The following is a 20,029-nucleotide window of genomic DNA, read 5'->3' on the forward strand; positions in this document are numbered from 1 at the left end:
CAGCGGGTGATCAGTGCGCGTGTTCGTGGGCTTGCGGCTGGTCCGTCGGCGCCTGCTTCTGCACGGCCACATCGACGGTGATATCGCCGGCCTTTTCGAAGTGCAGGGTCAACGGGAAGCGCTTGCCGTCGCTGAGCAGGCTGCGGTCCTTGGGCTGCATCAGCATCACATGGTAGGCGCTGGGGGCGAAGGTCAGGTCCTTGCCGGCGGGCACCACCACGCTGGGTACCTGCTGCATCTTCATGGCACCGCTGGCGCTCATGGCATGCTCGTGCAGTTGTGCGTCATCGCTGATGGGGCTGTCGACACCGAGCAGGCGGTCGTCGGCCTGGCCATTGTTGTGCACCACGAAATACGCCGCGACGTTGGGGGCGTTGGGGGGCAGCTGCAGTGACCAGGGGTGGGCGATGTGCAGGTCACCCACGCTGTATTCGTGGGCATTGGCAAAGGCGCCGGGCAGCAACAGGGCGGCCATGACGAGGGCGTGCTTGAGCATGGTGAATCTCCGTTTCTGTTCAGGTTCAGGCAGACAGCGTGATGAACTCAGGCCAGCGGAGAGGCACGGGGGTTGAGCGCCGGCCAGAGTTGGCGCGGCGTGGCGTGGTAGTCGGCGGGTGGCGGCAGCAGGCCGGCCAGCAGTATCGGCGGGTTGTGCAGCTGCGGCGGGTAGCCGGGCAAGGCCAGCAGTGGCGCGGCACCGGAGCAGCACCAGCAATTCATCATGCTGGCGCTGTCGTCGCTTTGCGGGCCGAGGTCGATCTTGGCCAGGGCCTGGACGTCGACCTTGGCCTTGTTGGCCATGCTGGAACAGAAGGCCCCCCATAGCAGCTGCTCGGCCGGGCCCTTGGGCGCGGCGGAAGACAGCGGCATGGCCAGCAGGTTGAACAGCACTGCAAGGCAGGCTATCCAGGCGATGTGCCGACGTGGGGGCATGGAGAGATCCGGTCAGGAATCGTGGTGGGTATTGTAAGGCGGAGTATAGGTAAAAATGGCGGGGTGCGGTGAAGTGACGCAGGCCGGGCCCTTCGAGGGGCAGCTTTGCAGCCCAATCGCCGGCAAGCCAGCTCCCACAGGGACCGCACAGATTTCAAGGCCTGGGGTAAACCTGTGGGCGCTGGCTTGCCAGCGATGAAGATCAAGGTACCCTCAAGCCTTGTTGCGGCCCATCAACCCTCGCACGGTCTCCTGCAGGTCCGCCGGCAGCACCACCACCTTGGCATTGCTGCTGCCCGCCAGGTTCTCCATGGCCCCCACATAGCGCTCGCCCAACAGGTACATCGCCGGCACGGTCTCGTTGCCGACCGCGTCCTTGACCAGCGAAATCGCCCGCGCCGAGGCCTCGGCCAGGCTGATCTGCGCTTCGGCATCCAGCCTGGCAGCCTGCAAGCGTGCTTCTGCTTCCAGGATCGCCGCCTGCTTGGCCCCTTCGGCACGGGTCACATCGGCCTTTCGTTCACGCTCTGCTGCAGCCTGGCGCTCCATGGCCAGTTGCATGTTCTCCGAGGGTTTGATGTCCTGGATTTCCACCGAGCGTACGGTCACGCCCCAGTCTTCGGTCTGCTCGGACATCGCCTCGCGCAGGCGCGCCTTGATCTGCTCGCGGCTGGACAGCGCTTCGTCAAGGTCCATGGCGCCGACGATGGCGCGCAGCGAGGTCATGGTCAGGCTGGTGACGGCGAACGAGAAGTCCTGCACACCGTAGGAGGCTTTCTGCGGGTCGACCACCTTGGCGAAGCACAGGGCGTTGGCCACGATCACCGCGTTGTCCCTGGTGATGATTTCCTGCTGCTGTACATCGAGGATGATGTCCTTGGTCGGCAGGCGGTAGGCGACCACATCCATGTACGGGATGACGATGTTCAGGCCGGGCTTGAGCGTGCTGTGGTAGCGGCCCAGGCGCTCGACGATCCATTCCTCGCCCTGGGGCACGATGCGTACCCCCTTGAACACGGTGATCAGGACGAACAGGGCAATGGCGGCGACGACGATGAGGCTGGTCATGGTGCGAAATTCCTTTTAGTGCGGACTCAGGCCCGGATGACCCGGGCGATGTTCCCTTCGATGGCGGTCAGGCGTACCCGCTCGCCGGCCGCGATCTCGCTGTCGGCGATGCAGGTCCATTCCTCGTTGCCGAGGATAGGCTTCTGGAAGCGCACACGGCCTTTCTGGAACTCCGATACACCAGCAGTCAGCAGCCCCATTTCACCGATCACGCTTTCGGCGGTCCAGCGCACGTCTGGTTGCTTGCGCCGGAACAGCTTGAACCACAGTGCCGTGGTGACTGACGACATCAGCACCCACAGCAGCACCTGCATGTCCAGTTGCAGGCTGGGGGCGGCCAGTGAAATGAGCGACACCAGCACGGCGCCGATGCCGAACCAGAGGATGAAGAACGTCGGCAGGACCAGTTCGAGCAGGATCAGCGCGATGCCGAAGACCAGCCAGATCCACCATTGCATTTCCATATGGGTAGCGCCTTCCGGGGGGGAGTGCCGAGTTTAAGGTAGCAGTGCGGCACATGGCCACTTCATGGTTTGCAAGAAAAGTCCGAAATGGCTGTAGGAGCAACTGTCTTGTGCAAATACATGAAAGTTGCCGCGTCCCCTGTGGGAGCGGGTTCACCCGCGAACACCGGCGAAGCCGGTGCCATGCACCGCGTTGATTTCTTCGCGGGTAAACCCGCTCCCACAGGGATCTGCGGTGCGCTTGCGGAGTTTGTCATCCGCGCAGGTCGAGTGCCGCAGCCAGGTCGGCTGGCGAATCGAATGCCCGGTTCACATCCGGCAAAGCCGGTCGCTTCAGGATCAGCACAGGTATCCCCAGCTCCCGCGCCACCTCCAGCTTCGGTTCGGTCGCTACGCTGCCGCTGTTCTTGCTGATCAGCACATCGATCTTGCGGCGCTGGAACAACGCCCGCTCATCCTCGATATGGAACGGCCCGCGCGCGCCAATCACTTCGCAGCGATCGTTGCCAGGGCACGTTTCCAACGCACGCAAGGTCCAGAACTGCTCCAGCGGTATCTCGTCCAGATGTTGCAGCGGCTCGCGCCCCAGCGTGAACAATGGCCTGCGAAACGGCTTGAGTGCCTCGATCAACCTCGCCCAGTCCTCGACCTCGCGCCAGTCGTCCCCCGCTTGTGTCTGCCAGGCCGGGCGGCGCAAGGCCCAGCACGGAATACCGGCCAAGCGTGCGGCGTTGGCCGCGTTGCGGCTGATCTGCGCGGCATAGGGATGGGTAGCATCGATCAGCAACGTGATGCCTGCATCGTGCAGGTAGTTCGCCAGCCCTTCGGCACCGCCAAAGCCGCCGACCCGAACCTGGCATTGCAGGTCCTGCGGCACCCGGCCGATGCCCGCCAGGCTGTAGACATGCTGTGGGCCCAGGCGGCGAGCGATGGCCAGGGCTTCGGTGACGCCGCCCAGCAGCAGGATGCGCCCGTTCATTGCACACCCGCCCGGCCGACGATGCCACCCTGGCGATCGATGGCGAACACCTCCACCTGCACCTGCGCCGGCACCACGCTGCGGGCGAAGGCCAGGGCGTGGGCGCACACCGCGTCACCCAAGGGAATGCCGGCTGCATGGGCCAGTGCCAGGGCCTGTTGGCTGGTGTTGGCAGTAATGATCGATGCCTGCAGCGCAGCGTCGGCGCCGATGTCCGCCGCCCAGCCGGCCAGTTGCGGCAGGTCGATGCTGGAATGACGGCTGTGCAGGTCCATGTGCCCGGCAGCCAGCTTGCTGATCTTGCCGAAACCGCCGCACAGGGTCAGGCGTGGCACCGGTACTTTGCGCAGGTGCTTGAGCACCGCACCGACGAAGTCGCCCATTTCGATCAGGGCTATTTCCGGCAGGCCATAGACGCGGCGCATGGTGTCTTCGCTGGCGTTGCCGGTGCATGCAGCGATATGCGTGTAGCCGTTGGTGTGGGCGACATCGATGCCTTGGTGGATCGAGGCAATGTAGGCCGCGCAGGAAAACGGCCGCACGATGCCGCTGGTGCCGAGGATCGACAGACCGCCGAGAATGCCCAGGCGCGGGTTCATGGTCTTCAGGGCCAGTTGCTCGCCGCCCTGCACATTGACCGTCACCTCGAAGCCGCCGGGATAGCTGCATTCGTCCGCCAGGCGTTGCAGGTGTTCGCTGATCATGCGCCGTGGCACCGGGTTGATGGCCGGCTCACCCACCGCCAGCACCAGCCCCGGGCGGGTCACGGTGCCGACGCCGGTGCCGGCGACAAAACGGATGCCAGGTTCGGCCAGCAGGCGAACCTGGCTATAGAGCAGGGCGCCGTGGGTCACGTCCGGGTCGTCGCCGGCGTCCTTGAGCGTGCCCGCTTCGGCACCTTGGCTGGTTAGGCGGCAGAACTCCAGGCGCATCTGCACCACCTTGCCCTTGGGCAGGGTGATGCTGACGGCGTCGCTGCTCTCGCCTCCCAGCAGCAAGCGCGCTGCCGCCAGGCTGGTGGCAGTGGCGCAGCTGCCGGTGGTCAGGCCGCTGCGCAGGGGGGCGGGCTGTTCGCGGGTTTCTTCACGCATTGGCGGGTTTCACCACGTCCAGCAAGGTGATCGGCAGCGCCTGGCGCCAAGTGTCGAACGCGCCCAATGGCTGGGCATGGGCGACATGGATGCGGGTCAGCTCGCCACCGTGGCGTTCACGGAAATGCGCCAGGGCCAGTTCGCTTTGCAGGGTCACCGCATTGGCTACCAGCCGGCCGCCGGGGCGCAGGCTTGCCCAGCACAGGTCGAGCACACCTTCGCGGGTGACGCCGCCACCGATGAAGATCGCATCCGGTTGCTCCAGGCCCTCCAGCGCCGCTGGTGCCTTGCCGCGGACCAGTTGCAGGCCGGGTACACCCAACGCATCGCGGTTGTGTTCGATGAAGCCCTGGCGGCCTTCGTCGGCCTCGATGGCCAAGGCGCGGCAGGCCGGGTGGGCGCGCATCCATTCGATGCCGATCGAGCCGCAGCCGGCGCCCACGTCCCACAGCAGTTCGCCGGGCTGTGGTGCCAGGCGGGCCAGGGTAATGGCGCGGACGTCGCGCTTGGTCAGCTGGCCGTCATGCCGGAAGGCGCTGTCCGGCAGCCCGGCCAGCCGGTGCAGGCGCGGCGCCTCGGGCGTGGCCAGGCACTCGATGGCTACCAGGTTGAGCGCGGCGACGTCGCTGTGCGGCCAGTCCTGGGCGGTGCCGGCCAACTCACGTTCGTCCACGCCACCCAAGTGTTCGAAGACTCGCAGGCGGCTTGGCCCGAAGCCCCGCTCGCGCAGCTGCGTAGCAATTGCTGCCGGGCTGTCGCCGTCGTTGCTCAGCACCAGCAGGCGCACACCGCTGTGCAGATGGGCATTGAGCGCTGCCAGGGGCCGAGCGACCAGCGATACCACCTGCACGTCCTGCAGTGGCCAGCCCAGGCGGGCGGCGGCCAGGGCGCAGGAGGAGGGCATCGACAGCACGCGTATTTCAGCGGCGGGCAGTTGGCGCGCCAGGCTGGCACCGACGCCGTAGAACATCGGGTCGCCGCTGGCCAGCACGCACACCGGCTGGCCGCGCAGGGCCAGGACCGGGGCCAGCGAGAACGGGCTTGGCCAGCCCAGCCGTTCGCCGGCCACGCAGCGTGGCAGCAAGGCCAGCTGGCGCGGGCTGCCGAAGATCCGCGCAGCGCCCAGCAGCGCGCGCCGGGCCTGCTTGCCCAGGCCGCTGAAGCCGTCTTCGCCGATACCTACTACTGTCAGCCAGGGTGCCATGTATTTCATTCCGCCATTTTTGGGGCCGCTGCGCGCCCCTTCGCGGGCTCGCCCGCTCCCACAGGTACAGCGCTGCCGTTGAGGGCAGCGGTGATTCTGTGGGAGCGGGTATGCCCGCGAAGAAGGCGACGCGGTCCTTAATTTCTACTCGATCGTCGATGATGCTCGACCACCGGCTTTTCATGCCGCCGGACAAAGCAGGCATAATACCGCGCCTTCTACACTCAAGCGCATTTTCACAGATTGCCGGACGCCCCTTTGACCCAGGCCCATGCCCCCCATGTATCGCCCCGTCCCTCGGCCTGCCCGGGGTTGTGGCGCATCGTCGGTGCCCGTGATGGCGGTATCTGCCGCATCAAGCTGCCGGGTGGCCTGCTGCTGGCCGACCAGGCCGATGCGGTGGCGGCGGCGGCCGAGCGTTTCGCCGGTGGCGTGATCGAGGCCACCAACCGCGGCAACCTGCAGATTCGCGGCATCGGTAGCGAGCATCGCGGCCTGGTCGAGACGCTGCTCGCTGCCGGCCTGGGCCCACGTGATGCCGCCGGTGACGATGTGCGCAACCTGATGCTCAGCCCGCTGGCCGGGCATGACCCGGCGATGCTGCTGGACGCTCGACCGTTGGCCGGGCAGATCCTCGACCTGCTGGAGGGCACCCCGCGTTTTCACCAGTTGTCGGCCAAGTTTGCCGTGCAGCTGGATGCCGGCGAAAACCTGGCCATGCTCGAACACCCCCATGACCTGTGGCTGTCTGCCCTGCGCCTGGGGCAGCAGACCTGGCTGGCGTTTGGCCTGGCAGGTTGCCCGGCAGACGGCCAGGTGCTCGGCGCGGTGCCGGCAAACCAAGGCCTGGTGCTGGTGCGTGCGGTGCTGGAGCGCTTTCTCGACCTGGCCACCCCGGCACAGTCGCGCATGCGCCAGTTGCTCGAGGTGTGTTCGGCAACCGATTTCATCGACGGACTCGGCCTGGCCATCCGCCGCGATGCCGCCGTGCTCGCGTGGCGGCGTGAACCGCGCAGCGTCTCGTGGCTGGGCGTCCTGCCCCAGGCGCAGGGCGTCGCCTTGGGCGTTGCCCCGCCGCAGGGGCGCCTGACCCCGGCCATGCTGCGTGGCGCTGCGCGCGTTGCCCGTGAACATGGCGATGGCAGCCTGCGCCTGAGTCCCTGGCAAAGCCTGGTGCTGACCAACCTGCAAGCGCAACACATCGATCACGCCCAGGCCGGGTTGTCCGCACTGGGCCTGCTATGCCATGACCATGAGCCACTGGCCCGCATAAGCGCATGTACCGGCGCCAGTGGCTGTGCCAAGGCCCTGGGCGAGACCAAGGCCGACGCCGTCACCCTGGCTGCACTGCTCGGCCCTGGCGTGCCCGGCAGCGTGCACCTCTCCGGTTGCCCCCGATCCTGCGCCGTGGCTCATGTTGCCCCGGCCACCCTGCTGGCGCGCGCGCCGGGCCGTTACGACCTGTACCTGCGTGATGCGCGCCAGCCGGGCTTCGGCGCCCTGCGCGCCACCGACCTTACCTTGAATGAAGCAGGCGCCATGCTCGACCTGCCGACGGAGCACCTTGATGATTGACTATATCCGCGATGGTCAGGAGATCTATCGCAATTCCTTCCGGATCATCCGCGAGGAAGCCCGACTCGAGCGGATCCCCGCAGACCTCGAAAAGCTCGCCGTGCGCGTGATCCACGCCTGTGGCATGGTCGACGCCATCGATGGCCTGCAGTTCTCCGAAGGCGCCGGCCGGGCCGGGCGCGAGGCGTTGCTGAACGGCGCGCCGATTCTGTGCGATGCGCACATGGTCGCCGAAGGTATTACCCGCGCCCGCCTGCCCGCCGACAACAAGGTCATCTGCACCCTGCGCGACCCGAGCGTACCGGGCCTGGCGAAAGACGCCGGCAACACCCGTTCCGCCGTGGCCCTGGAGCTGTGGCGACCGTACCTGGAAGGCAGTGTGGTGGTGATCGGCAACGCCCCTACCGCGCTGTTCTATCTGCTGGAAATGCTCGACGCCGGCGCCCCGAAACCGGCACTGATCCTCGGCTTCCCGGTCGGTTTCGTCGGTGCCGCCGAGTCCAAGGCGATGCTCGCCGCCGACAGCCGTGGCGTGCCGTTCGTGATCATGCAGGGCCGCCTTGGCGGCAGTGCGATGGCCGCCGCCGCGGTCAACGCCCTGGCCACGGAGGTGGAATGATGGTGCCGCGTGGACGTCTGCTGGGCCTGGGCGTGGGCCCTGGCGACCCTGAACTGATTACCCTCAAGGCCCTGCGTCTGCTACGTGAAGCGCCGGTGGTCGGCTACTTCGTGGCCAAGGGCAAGCGTGGCAATGCCTTCGGCATCATCGAGGCGCACCTGCAGCCCGAGCAGACCTTGCTGCCGCTGGTCTACCCGGTAACCACCGAAGCGCTGCCAGCGCCGCTTTCCTATGAACAGGTGATCAGCGACTTCTACGACGAGGCCAGCGTGCAGGTGGCCGAGCATCTGGATGCCGGCCGCGACGTGGCGGTGATCTGCGAAGGCGACCCGTTCTTCTACGGCTCCTACATGTACCTGCACGATCGCCTGGCGCAGCGCTACGAGGCCGAAGTAATCCCCGGCGTCTGCTCGATGCTCGGTGGCGCCTCGGTACTGGGCGCGCCGCTGGTGTACCGCAACCAGAGCCTGTCGGTGCTGTCTGGCGTGTTGCCGGCCGAAGAACTCAAGCGTCGCCTGGCCGATGCCGACGCGGCGGTGATCATGAAGCTTGGCCGCAACTTCCCCAAGGTGCGCGAAGTGCTGGCCGAACTGGGCCTGGACGGGCGCGCGCTGTATGTGGAGCGGGCGACCATGGCCAACCAGAAAATCGTGCCGCTGGATCAGGTCGACCCACAGTCGTCGCCGTACTTCTCGCTGATTATCGTGCCGGGTGAAAAATGGCAGGGCTGAACATGCACCAGGCACCGGCGATCGTCATCCTTGGCCAGGGCAGCCTGGCCACGGCGCAGCGTATCCAGCAGTGTTATCCACAAGCATCGATCCATGGGCTGGAAGGACGGGTCGAGGGTGCCGACCTTTGCTACACCGCGTTCGGCGATACCCTGCGTGGGCTGTACCAGCAGAACACTCCGATCATTGCCTTGTGCGCGGCGGGTATCGTCATCCGCAGCCTCGCCAGCCTGCTCAGCGAGAAAGGTGTCGAGCCGCCGGTACTGGCCGTGGCCGAAGACGGCAGCGCGGTAGTGCCGTTGCTCGGTGGCCTTGGCGGTGTGAACGTGATGGCGCGCGAAATCGCTGAAGCACTGGGCGTTGCTGCGGCGATTACCACCAGCGGCGAGTTGCGTTTCGGCACTTGCCTGCTGAACCCGCCGCAAGGTTATGCGCTGGCGGATATCGAGCAAGGCAAGCGCTTCGTCTCTGACCTGCTGGCTGGCGAGGCGGTGCGCATCGAAGGTGACGCGCCGTGGCTGCAGCAGGCGCAGTTGCCTGCCAGTGAGGCGGCCCGGCGTACCATCCATGTGGGGCACCAGGCGCGCGCGGCCAGCCGCGACGAACTGCTGATCCACCCGCGTTCGGTGGTGGTGGGTGTTGCTGGCGGTAGCCTGGCCAGTATCCGGTCGGCATTGCAGCAGGCCGGCATCGCCGAGCCGGCAGTGGCCTGCCTGCTGGCCGACGAGCAAGCCATGGCCGATAGCGCCCTGTACGAGGCCGCACAGGCCCTGGGGGTTGCCTTGCGCTTTGCTGCCAGGACGCATGATCTCGCCAGCATGGTTGCCGCGGCATTGCCTGCTGCGCAGCTGATCGAGGTGGCAGACGTGGTCATCGCGGTGGCGCCTGCCCCGGTCGAAGTGGCGCAGATCGGTCGTCGTCGGGGTCGTTTGGCGGTCATCGGCCTGGGGCCGGGTGCAGCCGAGCTGATGGTGCCGGCGGTCAAGGCCGAGCTTGCGCGGGCCGAGGATGTGCTCGGTTACGAAACCTACGTGCGCATGGCCGGCCCGTTCCGTGACGACCAGGTACTGCACTGCACCGACAACCGTGAAGAGATGCAGCGTGCCCGGCATGCCTTCGAACTCGCGGCCCAGGGCCGTTCGGTGGTGGTGGTTTCGTCGGGAGACCCGGGGGTGTTCGCCATGGCGGCTGCGGTACTTGAAGCGCTGCACGAGTCCACGGACCCGGCTTGGCACCGGGTGGATCTCGAGATCCTGCCAGGGGTGTCGGCCTCGCTCGCGACGGCCGCCCAGGCGGGCGCGCCGCTGGGGCATGACTTCTGTGTGATGTCGCTGTCCGACAACCTCAAGCCGTGGTCGATCATTGAAAAACGCCTGGACCTGGCGGCCCAGGCCGACCTGGTGCTGGCATTCTACAACCCGATTTCCAAGGCCAGGCCGCACCAGCTTGGGGTAGCGCTGGAGGTCGTGCGTCGGCACCGCGAGGGTAACACGCCTGTAGTCCTTGGCCGTGACATCGGTAGGCCGGGGCAGACGCTGAGGGTCGTCACATTGGCCGAACTGCTGCCGGAAATGGTCGACATGCGCACCATGGTGCTGGTGGGTTCATCTACAACCTGCGTGTTTCCTCGCTTGTCGGGCGGGGTGTGGGCCTACACCCCGCGTTGGTACCCGTCGGCTGACTAGTTGCACCGGAAACCCTTCAGCGCGCTGCATCCTGGGCGCGCTGGCTAAGGTGGTCGCCCCTGACTCGGGGGGCAACCATCTAGGAGTTTCCACATGTCCACAGAAACACAAGTCACTGCGACCGACACAGCCATCCTGGTCGAAGGCAACCTGCTGGCCTGCGGCGCAGGCATGTCTTCGCAAAGCCGTCATGACGTAAAGAACGCCTTCCACTTTGCCACCTTGGTGGCTGACAAGTCCTTCGATGCCGAAAAACAGAGCAGGGAGTGGTACGACCGGTTCATCGATGTCATGCGTGATCTTGGCTTTACCATCCCTCGTCGCACCTTCGAGCTGGAAACCTCTGCCGAGTTGTCTGTCACCGTGGGCGCTGTCGCTATACGGGCGATCGGTGCGGTCGGCAATGCAGTGCTGGGTGGTACCAAGTTGGGTGTGCTGGCCAAGGCGGCTTTCGACAAACTCACCACCGTCGAAAATGACGTCAAGGTGGTCGATCACAAGCGCAAGAACAAGGTCAGGGGCATGGTCGGGATGGCCGCCTGCGTCGAAACCGACAACAACGATGTGGTCATGGTGGTGAGCTGCATCCAGGCCTCTGCCCCCAAACTGGAGGATGACATCCTAGGTATCCAGTGGAAGCTGGAAAAGACCGAGTACTACGCCGGCATGGCTGTGCTCACCCTCAACACTTTCGTCTACGACAAGGTCCGCGAAACCGTGGAAAACAAACTCGGCGTGCGCAGCGTCGAGAACGTTCTCCAGTACGACTTCTGATTGCAGGGCGGCGTTGTTGCAACGCCGCCTTGTTCGGCTCTTTGTGACGAGGCAATGCAATGGACAGAACAGCTGAACAACTGATGTTGATTGGCGGGACTGCATTACTGTATCGCGCGGACGCTGGCCAGATTCAACGCCAGGCTGCTTTCGACTCCATCCTTTACGCCCAGTTGGTGGCCAACAGGAATGCGGGGTCACGCTTTGACAACTATGAAGCCTGGTATGACGCCTATCGCGAGGCATACCGGCAACTGGGCTGGATCAAGCTGGCCAGTACGCATGACTTGAAACAGCTGGGGCAGCCCGCGCCCAGCGCGCAGATACAGCCACTCGAGGCGTGGCTGAAGATGCGCTCGATCCGTCATGAGGCTGTGCTGGCTGCAGTAAGAAGTGGCCTGGGCCGATCGATCGAAGGTTTTCGTCACCAGCTGAAGTTCAGCACGCAGGGTTCGCAACTGGTGATCGAGCTTGGCTTGCTCAAGCCGGGCCCGACCCTCGATCTTTGCAGTATCACCTTCCAATTCGACGCACCGATCGCCGGCATACCCCAGGACATGCTGCTGGTCGAAAAGGCGTTGGAGGGTGAAGCCGGGTTCAATGGCGTTTCCTTGCAGCTGGATAACGGGCGTTTCCAATACCAGCGAGATGAGCTGGAGGCATTGATGAAAACCAAGGATGCACAAGGGGAGTATCGGTTCGACCTGCATTAGGCAATGGCTATGGCGCCAGGTAGCCTTTGATACCGGTAAAGATGATTTGCGCAGCCAGGGCGCAGACGAACAGCCCCATCAGCCGGCTGACGATCTGCAGGCCCTGGTCGCCGAGTATGCGCTCGATACGGTGCGACAAGTACAGCACCAGGCCGACGGTGAAGCTGGCCAGGGCGATGCTGATGATGGCCAACAGCTTGTCGTCCCAGTGCGGGTGGCCGACGCCCATTACCAGCAGTGCACCGATGGTGCCCGGGCCGACGGTGAGCGGGATGGTCAGCGGCACGATGGTGACATCCTGCTGGACGTTGTCGGCCTGTACCGCAGACTTGCCTTGGGCCATGCCCAGTGCCGAAATGAACAGCACACTGCCAGCGCCGATGCGGAAGGCGTCGGCGGTGATGCCGAAGATGCCGAAGATCGCCCGACCGAACAGGTACAGCAGGACACTGGCGATGAGTGCGGCGATGGCCACCTTCCATGCCAGCTGCTTGCGCTCCTTGCTGGAATGGCCGCGGGTCAGGCTGATGAAGCACGACAGCACGAAGAACGGGCTGTAGAGCACGAGCATTTTCAGGTAGACGCTGAACAACTCATGGAGCATGGGGAAGCCCCTGGCAGGAAAGGTGAGGGGAAGTGTATCAGTAGGATCGTGGTTGTCTTCACTGGCCTAATCGCCGGCAAGCCAGCTCCCACAGGTACTGTGCATATCTTGAGATCGGTGCGGTCGGTGTGGGAGCTGGCTTGCCGGCGATGAGGCCAGTACAGGCAGTACAGGTCAGGAACTATGCACCGGATACACCTTGGCTTCCCGGTGGTTGGCCCAGTACTGGATCAGCTCTCGCAACTGCGACAGTTCCACCGGTTTGGCCATGTGCCCGTCCATGCCCGCCAGGCGGGCGCGTTCCTTGTGTTCGGCAAGTATGTGCGCGGTCAGCGCCACCACCGGGGTGCGCTGGCGCTGGTTGGCGGTTTCCCAGGCGCGCAGCTGCTGGGTGGCCGAGAAACCGTCAAGTATCGGCATTTCGCAGTCCATCAGCACCAGGTCATAGCGCTGCGCCTTCATCGCCTGCAAGGCCTCTTCACCATTGCTGGCGGTGTCGGGCTCGAGGTTGAGCTTGCCAAGCATGCCGCGGATCACCTTGGTCGAGATGCTGTTGTCCTCGGCGACCAGCACGCGGAAATCGCCGGGCAGGTCCAGTGCCTGGGGGATGCCGGGCAAACTGGCTGGTACGGCTTGCTCGCGGCCGCGCTGGGCCAGTTCTTCGGCCAGGGTGGTTTTCAGCGTGTAGCCGGCCACCGGCTTGGCGAGGATCCGCTTGACCCCGGCGTTGCGCGCAATGACCTTGCTCGGCGCGTTGCTGATGCCGGTGAGCATCACCACCAGGATGTCGTGGTTCAGGCTCGGGTCTTCCTTGATCTTGGCGGCCAGCTGCATGCCGGTCATGCCTGGCATGTTCTGGTCCAGCAGCACGGCATCGAAGTAGTCGCGCAGGTGGGCCTTGGTGCGCAGCAGGGCCAGTGCTTCCTTGCCCGACGGGACCGCGCTGACGTTCATGCCCCAGGCGCTGCACTGCTGTACCAGCACCTTGCGGCAGGTGTCGTTGTCGTCCACCACCAGTACGCGAGCATCACGCAGCGGGCTGTCGAGGTCGGCCGGTGGCTGTTCCAGGCGCGAAGGGTCCAGCGGCAGGGTCAGCCACAGGGTATTGCCCATGCCGGTGCTGCTCTTGATGCCGAACTCGCCCTGCATCAGCCCGATCAGCTGCTTGGCGATGACCAGCCCCAGGTGGCCGCCCAGCTTGTTGCTGGACAGGAAGTGGTGGCTGTGCAACTCGGCCTGCAGCAAGGCTTCGCGGTCAGCGGCCGGCAACGGTTCGCCGCTGTCCTGCACGGCGATGCGCAGGCGCGGTACCTCGCCGCGCTGGTCCAGCGCCACTACCAGCAGTATCTCGCCCTGGTCGGTGTTTTTCAGGGCATTCTCCAGCAGGCTCGACAAGGCCTGGCGCAGGCGCGTCGGGTCGCCGCTGATCACCCGTGGTACCTGTGGTTGGGTGAAGCTGATCAGTTCGATGTTCTGCTGTTCGGCCTTGGCGCGGAAGATGTTCAGGCAATCCTCGATCAACGCGTTGAGGTCGAACTGCACGTCATCGAGTTCGATCTGCCGGGATTCCAGCTTGGAAATGTCGAGAATCTCGTTGATCAGCGTCAGCAGTTCGTTGCCGGCGCTGTGAATGGTCTGCACGTAGTCGCGTTGCTTGACCGACAGCGGCGTGCCCAGAAGCAGCTCGGTCATGCCCAGCACACCGTTCATGGGGGTACGGATTTCGTGGCTGATCTTGGCCAGGAACTCGGCCTTGGCGTTGATTTCGGCATCGCTGGCGGCCAGTGCGCGGCTGGCGCTGAAGCGCTCCTCGCTAATGCGCCGCAGGCGTTCACTGACGGCCAGGTTGAGCAGCAGGCCGCTGGCCACGGTCAGGCCCAGCAGGATGCACAGCAGCCAGGGCGTCGAGGTACGGGTCAGGCCCAGCAGCGCTGGCAGCAGCACCAGGCCACCGAGGTTGAACACCACCATGGCCAGGCTGAACAGACGTGCGGGCGCATAGCCCTTGTACCAGTGGTAACTGCTGACCAGCAGCATGCTCACGCTGCCCAGGGCCATCAGGGCATAGGTCATCAGGTTGAGGGGCAGGGTGTCGACGAACAGCAGCACCAACCCGCTCACCCCGACCAGCAGCATCTCGCCCTGCAGCAGACGGTTTAGCCGTGGCGAGTTGCATGGCGAGAAGAAATGCTGGGTGAAACCCAGCCCCGCCAGGCCGGCCAGGACCAGCGTCAGGTATGCGGCGGGTGTTTGCGCGCTATGCCAAACGTGCCACCAGGGGCCGCTGAGGTTCAGCAGGATCAGGCCGCTGAGCAGCATCAGGCCGTGGTACAGCGCCAGGATCAGGGTGGTGCTGGAGCGGCTGTAGATGAAGCGGATCAGGTTGTGCATGATCAGCATCACCAAGCCGCCGAACAGCATGCCGAACAGCAATGGCTGGCGCTGGTCGGAGGCTGCCACGGCCGCAGGCTCCAGGCTGATGGCCGGGCGCAACTGGTGCTCGGAAACCAGGCGCAGGTAGATATCCAGGGGTTGCTTGCTGTTGGGCAGGGGTAGTACATGGTCGCTGCCACGCAGGGTCGGGCTGGCATTGCCTGCCTGGCGCCCGTGGTGCAGCTGACGCAGAAGCTTGTCGCCCTCGAGGGCGTAGAGGTCCAGGCCAGAAAGGTCTGGGGCGAAAACCCGCAGCAGTTTTTCCTGCTCGCCGGGCTCCAGGCGGTAGTGCAGCCACAGGGCCTGTTCCGCAGGAGCGGCATCCAGGTCGGCAAGTACCAGCGGGCTGAACTGGTTGCGGTAACGTTCGGAGCGCACGTCGCTCAGTTGCAGGTTGGCCTGTTCGTCGAGCATAACGGCCCAGCCTCCGTCATGTTCGGCCGCCGCCGGGAACATGCAGAGCAAGGTCAGCAAGCTGACGATCAGAGCTGAGGCAATCCGAAGCCGACGCACTACGAAATCCCTTCTTAGCCTAGGTGCCGGGTATTAACTATGCGCGGCGCGCCAAGTCGAAGGCAAGGCCCCTTGGGGCCCTGTCGACGAGCCGGATGCCGCAGGCGCAAGGTGCTGGGGCGCGCTGCGGACGTCCGGTACAACTTACTGCTGGTGCTCACCGCGTTCGCGGGCGATGGCCCGGTAGCCGATATCGGTGCGGTAGAAACTGCCGTTCCAGCTGATTTCCTTGGCCAGGCGGTAAGCCTGCTGCTGCGCGTCGGCAACGGTGCTGCCCATGGCGGTGGCACACAGCACGCGCCCGCCGTTGGTAGTCACCTTGCCATCCTTGAGCGCAGTACCGGCGTGGAACACCTTGCCTTCGATCTTCGCGGCAGCGTCCAGGCCGTTGATCACGTCACCCTTGGCGTAGTCGCCCGGGTAGCCGCCGGCAGCCAGCACCACGCCCAGGCTCGGGCGCGGGTCCCACTGTGCTTCGACCTTGTCCAGCGCCTTGGCGAAGGCGGCCTCGACCAGCAGCACCAGGCTCGACTCCAGGCGCAGCATGACTGGTTGGGTCTCAGGGTCGCCGAAGCGGCAGTTGAACTCGATGACCTTGGGGTTGCCCGCCTTGTCGATCATCAGGCCGGCGTAGAGGAAACCGGTGTAGACGTTGCCTTCCTCGGCCATGCCGCGCACGGTCGGCCAGATCACCTGGTCCATCACGCGCTGGTGCACTTCGGCGGTGACCACCGGGGCAGGGGAGTAGGCACCCATGCCGCCGGTGTTCGGGCCGGTGTCCTGGTTGCCGACGCGCTTGTGGTCCTGGCTGGTGGCCATGGGCAGCACGTTCTGGCCGTCGACCATGACGATGAAGCTGGCTTCCTCGCCGTCGAGGAACTCCTCGATCACCACGCGGGAGCCCGCATCGCCGAAGGCGTTGCCGGCCAGCATGTCACGCACGGCGGCTTCGGCTTCTTCCAGGGTCATGGCGACGATCACGCCCTTGCCCGCGGCCAGGCCATCGGCCTTGATCACGATCGGCGCGCCTTTTTCCTGCAGGTAGGCCAGCGCCGGCTCGATTTCGGTGAAGTTCTGGTAGTCGGCGGTCGGGATCTTGTGTCGCGCCAGGAAGTCCTTGGTGAAAGCCTTGGAGCCTTCCAGCTGGGCCGCGCCCTTGGTCGGACCGAAGCAGTCCAGGCCGCGGCTGCGGAACAGGTCGACCACGCCGATGACCAGCGGTGCTTCCGGACCGACGATGGTCAGGTCGACGTTCTTCTCGGCGAAGTCAGCCAGTTGCTCCAGGGCGCACACGTCGATGGCGACGTTCTCGCACTTGGCTTCAATGGCGGTGCCGGCGTTGCCCGGGGCAACGAAGACTTTCTCGACGCGTGGGTCCTGGGCGACTTTCCAGGCCAGGGCGTGCTCACGGCCGCCGCTGCCGATGATCAAAACTTTCATGTCAAAACCTCGAATTTTGTCTGGCCGATCCCGCTTCCTGTAGGAGCGGCCTTGTGTCGCGAAAGGGGCGCGTAGCGGCCCCAGGTTTTCAGCTTCACAGCAGAAATTGCTGGGGCCGCTTTGCGGCCCTATCGCGACACAAGGCCGCTCCTACAAGGGCCGGCGATCGGCCCTGCATCTGTTTAGTGGCGGAAGTGGCGCATACCGGTGAAGACCATGGCGATGCCGGCTTCGTCAGCGGCAGCAATCACCTCGGCATCACGCATCGAACCACCCGGCTGGATCACGGCGCTGATACCCACTTTAGCCGCATTGTCGATGCCATCACGGAACGGGAAGAACGCATCCGACGCCATGACTGCACCCTGCACCTGCAGGCCGGCATGCTCGGCCTTGATTGCAGCAATGCGCGCGGAGTTGACGCGGCTCATCTGGCCGGCGCCGACGCCGATGGTCTGGCGCTGCTTGGCGTAGACAATGGCGTTGGACTTGACGAACTTGGCCACTTTCCAGGCGAACACCAGGTCGTTGATCTCTTGCTCGGTTGGCGCACGCTTGGTGACGATCTTCAGGTCATCGGCAGTGATCATGCCGATATCGCGGCTCTGCACCAGCAGGCCACCGTTGACGCGCTTGAAGTCCCAACCGGCAGCGCGCTCGGCAGGCCACTCGCCGCACTCCAGCAGGCGTACGTTCTGCTTGGCGGCAACCACTTCGCGGGCAGCCTGGGAAATTTTCGGGGCGATGATCACTTCGACGAACTGGCGGTCGACGATGGCCTTGGCGGTTTCGCCGTCCAGTTCGCGGTTGAAGGCGATGATGCCGCCGAACGCCGACTCGGTGTCGGTTGCGTAGGCCAGGTCGTAGGCCTTGCGGATGCCGCCTTCGTCTTCAGGTACCACGGCCACGCCGCACGGGTTGGCGTGCTTGACGATGACGCAGGCCGGCTTGACGAAGCTCTTCACGCACTCCAGCGCGGCATCGGTGTCGGCCACGTTGTTGAACGACAGTTCCTTGCCCTGCAGCTGGATGGCGGTGGAAACGCTGGCTTCGCCTTTCTTCGCTTCTACGTAGAACGCCGCGCTCTGGTGCGGGTTTTCGCCGTAACGCATTTCCTGGGCCTTGACGAACTGGCTGTTGAAGGTGCGCGGGAACTCGCTGCGGCCTTCAGTGCTCAGGGTTTCTTTGGCCTGGTCGATGGTGCCCATGTAGTTGGCGATCATGCCGTCGTAGGCAGCAGTGTGCTCGAACGCCTTGAGCATCAGGTCGAAGCGCTGGGCGTAGGTCAGGCCACCGGCCTTGAGGCCTTCGATGATGCCGGCGTAGTCGCTGGCGTTGACCACGATGGCCACGTCCTTGTGGTTCTTGGCAGCCGAGCGGACCATGGTCGGGCCGCCGATATCGATGTTCTCGATGGCGGTCGGCAGGTCACAGCCAGGCTTGGAGATGGTGGCTTCGAACGGGTACAGGTTGACTGCTACCAGGTCGATCGGCTTGATGCCGTGCTCATTCATGATGGCGTCGTCGGTGCCGCGACGGCCGAGGATGCCACCGTGGATTTTCGGGTGCAGGGTCTTGACCCGGCCATCCATCATTTCGGCGAAGCCGGTGTAGTCGGCCACTTCCACCGCGTTGACGCCGTTGTCCTTGAGCAGCTTGTAGGTGCCGCCGGTGGACAGGATCTCGACACCGAGCTGCTGCAGCTCACGGGCAAATTCGAGGATACCGGTCTTGTCGGAGACGCTGATCAGGGCGCGGCGGACTGGCAGGCGGGTAGTCTGGTCGGTCATTTCGGGTTCCAATAACGCGGTGGAGTCAGCAAAAAAGGCGCCTCTGTTCAGGGAGCCGCCTTTTCTGGTTGGGATTCTGGCTTACAACAAGTCGTACTGCTTGAGCTTCTTGCGCAGGGTGCCTCGGTTCAGCCCGAGCATCTCGCTGGCCTTGGTCTGGTTGCCCTTCACGTAGTTCATCACGCTTTCGAGCAGGGGCGCCTCGACTTCGGAGAGCACCAGGTTGTACACGTCCGTCACGGTCGCGCCTTCCAGGTGGGCGAAGTAGTTGTGCAGCGCCTTCTCGACGCTGTCGCGAAGGGTCTGGCCCTCCTCGCTCGGCGTGTTGAGGTGCTGTTTCAGGTTGGCGTTGTCGCTCACGGGCGTTGTTCCACTCACAAATGTCTCGGTCATCATCGTCATGCGGCCACCCCTTGTCCGTCCTCTGTCTCAAGGCTCTGTCGACGTTCGCTGAAAAACGCGCGAACGTTGGCGCACTGCGCTTGTGTGTCTTCCAAAGCGTTGAACCGGGAGCGAAACTCCTTGCCGCCGGGTCGTGTTGCCAGGTACCAGCCAACGTGCTTGCGGGCGATACGTACGCCCATCACATCGCCATAGAAGGCATGCAGCGCGGCCAGGTGCTCCAGCAGGATGCGTTCCACTTCCTCCAGCTGCGGCGCTGGCAGGTGTTCGCCAGTGCGCAGGTAATGCTCGATCTCGCGAAAGATCCATGGCCGCCCTTGGGCGGCCCGGCCGATCAACAGGCCATCGACCCCGGTGGCGTCCAGCACCGCCCGGGCCTTTTCTGGCGAGGTGATATCGCCGTTGGCAAAAACCGGGATCGACACCGCCTGCTTGATGGCAGCGATGGTGTCGTATTCGGCTTCGCCGGTGTACAGGTCGGCGCGTGTGCGGCCATGCACCGCCAGCGCCTGGATGCCGGCCTGCTCGGCAATCTTCGCCACGTTCAGGCCGTTCTTGTTCGCCCGGTCCCAGCCGGTGCGGATCTTCAGGGTCACCGGGACGTCCACGGCGCCGACCACGGCGTGGAGAATCTCGCTGACCAAGGCTTCATCTCTCAATAAAGCAGAGCCTGCGGCTTTGTTGCAGACTTTTTTTGCCGGGCAGCCCATGTTGATATCAATGATCTGGGCGCCTGCTTCGACGTTGGCCTTTGCCGCCGCTGCCATCATCTGCGCATCACCACCGGCGATCTGTACCGAGCGTGGCTCGGGATCACCTTCATGGATGCGGCGCAGGCTCGACTTGCGGCTGTTCCAAAGGCTCATGTCACTGGAGACCATTTCCGACACCACCATGCCGGCGCCCAGGCGCTGGCAAAGTGTACGGAAAGGCTGGTCCGTGACCCCGGCCATGGGCGCGAGGATCAGGTTGTTGCGTAGTGTGTATGGGCCGATGCGTACCGCCGACATA

General features: G+C 64.7%; 19 protein-coding genes. 6 read left to right on the plus strand and 13 right to left on the minus strand.

The window, feature by feature from the left end; translation table 11 throughout:
- Positions 1-10: 10 nt before the first annotated feature.
- The 7 genes from CAG18_RS11835 to cbiE form a co-directional block, all read right to left on the minus strand.
- The gene (locus CAG18_RS11835) at positions 11-496 is read right to left on the minus strand and encodes a copper chaperone PCu(A)C (protein WP_003257539.1); all 486 of its coding nucleotides are present in this window, start codon (positions 494-496) and stop codon (positions 11-13) included.
- Between the two features lie 47 nt (positions 497-543).
- The gene (locus tag CAG18_RS11840) at positions 544-933 is read right to left on the minus strand and encodes a DUF2946 domain-containing protein (RefSeq protein WP_024087799.1); all 390 of its coding nucleotides are present in this window, start codon (positions 931-933) and stop codon (positions 544-546) included.
- A 213-nt stretch (positions 934-1,146) separates the two neighbouring features.
- Positions 1,147-2,001, minus strand: coding sequence for an SPFH domain-containing protein (locus CAG18_RS11845; protein WP_085720933.1), 855 nt, complete (start codon positions 1,999-2,001; stop codon positions 1,147-1,149).
- A 26-nt stretch (positions 2,002-2,027) separates the two neighbouring features.
- Complete coding sequence (locus CAG18_RS11850) at positions 2,028-2,465, minus strand: NfeD family protein (RefSeq protein WP_085720934.1); 438 nt, start codon at positions 2,463-2,465, stop codon at positions 2,028-2,030.
- 253 nt (positions 2,466-2,718) lie between these two features.
- On the minus strand, positions 2,719-3,444 hold the full coding sequence (locus tag CAG18_RS11860) for a cobalt-precorrin-6A reductase (protein WP_085720935.1): 726 nt from the start codon (positions 3,442-3,444) through the stop codon (positions 2,719-2,721).
- Complete coding sequence (locus CAG18_RS11865) at positions 3,441-4,535, minus strand: cobalt-precorrin-5B (C(1))-methyltransferase (protein WP_085720936.1); 1,095 nt, start codon at positions 4,533-4,535, stop codon at positions 3,441-3,443. The genes CAG18_RS11860 and CAG18_RS11865 overlap by 4 nt, the downstream gene beginning before the upstream one ends.
- Positions 4,528-5,739 (minus strand): precorrin-6y C5,15-methyltransferase (decarboxylating) subunit CbiE, encoded by a 1,212-nt coding sequence (gene cbiE, locus CAG18_RS11870; protein ID WP_085720937.1) that lies wholly within the window; start codon positions 5,737-5,739, stop codon positions 4,528-4,530. The genes CAG18_RS11865 and cbiE overlap by 8 nt, the downstream gene beginning before the upstream one ends.
- A 243-nt stretch (positions 5,740-5,982) precedes the next feature.
- Here cbiE and cobG point away from each other — a divergent pair, with 243 nt between their 5' ends.
- The 6 genes from cobG to CAG18_RS11900 all read left to right on the plus strand — a co-directional run bounded on the left by cobG (position 5,983) and on the right by CAG18_RS11900 (position 11,836).
- Entirely contained in the window at positions 5,983-7,314 is a 1,332-nt protein-coding gene (gene cobG / locus CAG18_RS11875) for a precorrin-3B synthase (RefSeq protein ID WP_178075709.1), read from the plus strand.
- Positions 7,307-7,933: a precorrin-8X methylmutase gene (locus tag CAG18_RS11880; RefSeq protein ID WP_039613543.1), complete on the plus strand. Its 627-nt coding sequence runs from the start codon at positions 7,307-7,309 to the stop codon at positions 7,931-7,933. Before cobG ends, CAG18_RS11880 begins: the two co-directional genes overlap by 8 nt.
- On the plus strand, positions 7,930-8,664 hold the full coding sequence (locus CAG18_RS11885) for a precorrin-2 C(20)-methyltransferase (protein WP_013974378.1): 735 nt from the start codon (positions 7,930-7,932) through the stop codon (positions 8,662-8,664). Before CAG18_RS11880 ends, CAG18_RS11885 begins: the two co-directional genes overlap by 4 nt.
- Positions 8,652-10,349, plus strand: a complete 1,698-nt coding sequence (gene cobJ / locus CAG18_RS11890) for a precorrin-3B C(17)-methyltransferase (RefSeq protein ID WP_085720939.1) — start codon at positions 8,652-8,654, stop codon at positions 10,347-10,349. The genes CAG18_RS11885 and cobJ overlap by 13 nt, the downstream gene beginning before the upstream one ends.
- Positions 10,350-10,442: 93 nt before the next feature.
- Positions 10,443-11,123, plus strand: a complete 681-nt coding sequence (locus CAG18_RS11895) for a hypothetical protein (RefSeq protein ID WP_023662437.1) — start codon at positions 10,443-10,445, stop codon at positions 11,121-11,123.
- A 59-nt stretch (positions 11,124-11,182) separates the two neighbouring features.
- Positions 11,183-11,836, plus strand: a complete 654-nt coding sequence (locus CAG18_RS11900; RefSeq protein WP_039613545.1) for a hypothetical protein — start codon at positions 11,183-11,185, stop codon at positions 11,834-11,836.
- 7 nt (positions 11,837-11,843) lie between these two features.
- On the opposite strand, the gene CAG18_RS11905 is transcribed toward CAG18_RS11900, so the two are convergent.
- The 6 genes from CAG18_RS11905 to dusB all read right to left on the minus strand — a co-directional run bounded on the left by CAG18_RS11905 (position 11,844) and on the right by dusB (position 20,028).
- Positions 11,844-12,440 carry a MarC family protein gene (locus CAG18_RS11905; RefSeq protein ID WP_013974374.1) on the minus strand — a complete coding sequence of 199 codons (597 nt, stop codon included), beginning with the start codon at positions 12,438-12,440 and terminating at the stop codon, positions 11,844-11,846.
- 174 nt (positions 12,441-12,614) lie between these two features.
- Positions 12,615-15,386, minus strand: coding sequence for a hybrid sensor histidine kinase/response regulator (locus tag CAG18_RS11910; RefSeq protein WP_085720940.1), 2,772 nt, complete (start codon positions 15,384-15,386; stop codon positions 12,615-12,617).
- A 144-nt stretch (positions 15,387-15,530) separates the two neighbouring features.
- Positions 15,531-16,826: a phosphoribosylamine--glycine ligase gene (purD, locus tag CAG18_RS11915; RefSeq protein WP_015271953.1), complete on the minus strand. Its 1,296-nt coding sequence runs from the start codon at positions 16,824-16,826 to the stop codon at positions 15,531-15,533.
- A gap of 182 nt (positions 16,827-17,008) precedes the next feature.
- Positions 17,009-18,616 carry a bifunctional phosphoribosylaminoimidazolecarboxamide formyltransferase/IMP cyclohydrolase gene (purH, locus tag CAG18_RS11920; protein ID WP_015271952.1) on the minus strand — a complete coding sequence of 536 codons (1,608 nt, stop codon included), beginning with the start codon at positions 18,614-18,616 and terminating at the stop codon, positions 17,009-17,011.
- An 81-nt stretch (positions 18,617-18,697) separates the two neighbouring features.
- Entirely contained in the window at positions 18,698-19,018 is a 321-nt protein-coding gene (gene fis, locus CAG18_RS11925) for a DNA-binding transcriptional regulator Fis (RefSeq protein ID WP_012274390.1), read from the minus strand.
- Positions 19,015-20,028 (minus strand): tRNA dihydrouridine synthase DusB, encoded by a 1,014-nt coding sequence (gene dusB / locus CAG18_RS11930; RefSeq protein WP_015271951.1) that lies wholly within the window; start codon positions 20,026-20,028, stop codon positions 19,015-19,017. The genes fis and dusB overlap by 4 nt, the downstream gene beginning before the upstream one ends.
- Position 20,029 lies beyond the last annotated feature (1 nt).

The organism is Pseudomonas sp. B22(2017), from assembly GCF_002113105.1.
GTDB lineage: Bacteria > Pseudomonadota > Gammaproteobacteria > Pseudomonadales > Pseudomonadaceae > Aquipseudomonas > Aquipseudomonas asiatica.

Coding starts and splice junctions, on each gene's coding strand:
- CAG18_RS11835 (WP_003257539.1), bottom strand. CDS start 496: ATGCTCAAGCACGCCCTCGTCATGGCCGCCCTGTTGCTGCCCGGCGCC.
- CAG18_RS11840 (WP_024087799.1), bottom strand. CDS start 933: ATGCCCCCACGTCGGCACATCGCCTGGATAGCCTGCCTTGCAGTGCTG.
- CAG18_RS11845 (WP_085720933.1), bottom strand. CDS start 2,001: ATGACCAGCCTCATCGTCGTCGCCGCCATTGCCCTGTTCGTCCTGATC.
- CAG18_RS11850 (WP_085720934.1), bottom strand. CDS start 2,465: ATGGAAATGCAATGGTGGATCTGGCTGGTCTTCGGCATCGCGCTGATC.
- CAG18_RS11860 (WP_085720935.1), bottom strand. CDS start 3,444: ATGAACGGGCGCATCCTGCTGCTGGGCGGCGTCACCGAAGCCCTGGCC.
- CAG18_RS11865 (WP_085720936.1), bottom strand. CDS start 4,535: ATGCGTGAAGAAACCCGCGAACAGCCCGCCCCCCTGCGCAGCGGCCTG.
- cbiE (WP_085720937.1), bottom strand. CDS start 5,739: ATGGCACCCTGGCTGACAGTAGTAGGTATCGGCGAAGACGGCTTCAGC.
- CAG18_RS11880 (WP_039613543.1), top strand. CDS start 7,307: ATGATTGACTATATCCGCGATGGTCAGGAGATCTATCGCAATTCCTTC.
- CAG18_RS11885 (WP_013974378.1), top strand. CDS start 7,930: ATGATGGTGCCGCGTGGACGTCTGCTGGGCCTGGGCGTGGGCCCTGGC.
- cobJ (WP_085720939.1), top strand. CDS start 8,652: ATGGCAGGGCTGAACATGCACCAGGCACCGGCGATCGTCATCCTTGGC.
- CAG18_RS11895 (WP_023662437.1), top strand. CDS start 10,443: ATGTCCACAGAAACACAAGTCACTGCGACCGACACAGCCATCCTGGTC.
- CAG18_RS11900 (WP_039613545.1), top strand. CDS start 11,183: ATGGACAGAACAGCTGAACAACTGATGTTGATTGGCGGGACTGCATTA.
- CAG18_RS11905 (WP_013974374.1), bottom strand. CDS start 12,440: ATGCTCCATGAGTTGTTCAGCGTCTACCTGAAAATGCTCGTGCTCTAC.
- purD (WP_015271953.1), bottom strand. CDS start 16,826: ATGAAAGTTTTGATCATCGGCAGCGGCGGCCGTGAGCACGCCCTGGCC.
- purH (WP_015271952.1), bottom strand. CDS start 18,616: ATGACCGACCAGACTACCCGCCTGCCAGTCCGCCGCGCCCTGATCAGC.
- fis (WP_012274390.1), bottom strand. CDS start 19,018: ATGACGATGATGACCGAGACATTTGTGAGTGGAACAACGCCCGTGAGC.
- dusB (WP_015271951.1), bottom strand. CDS start 20,028: ATGTCGGCGGTACGCATCGGCCCATACACACTACGCAACAACCTGATC.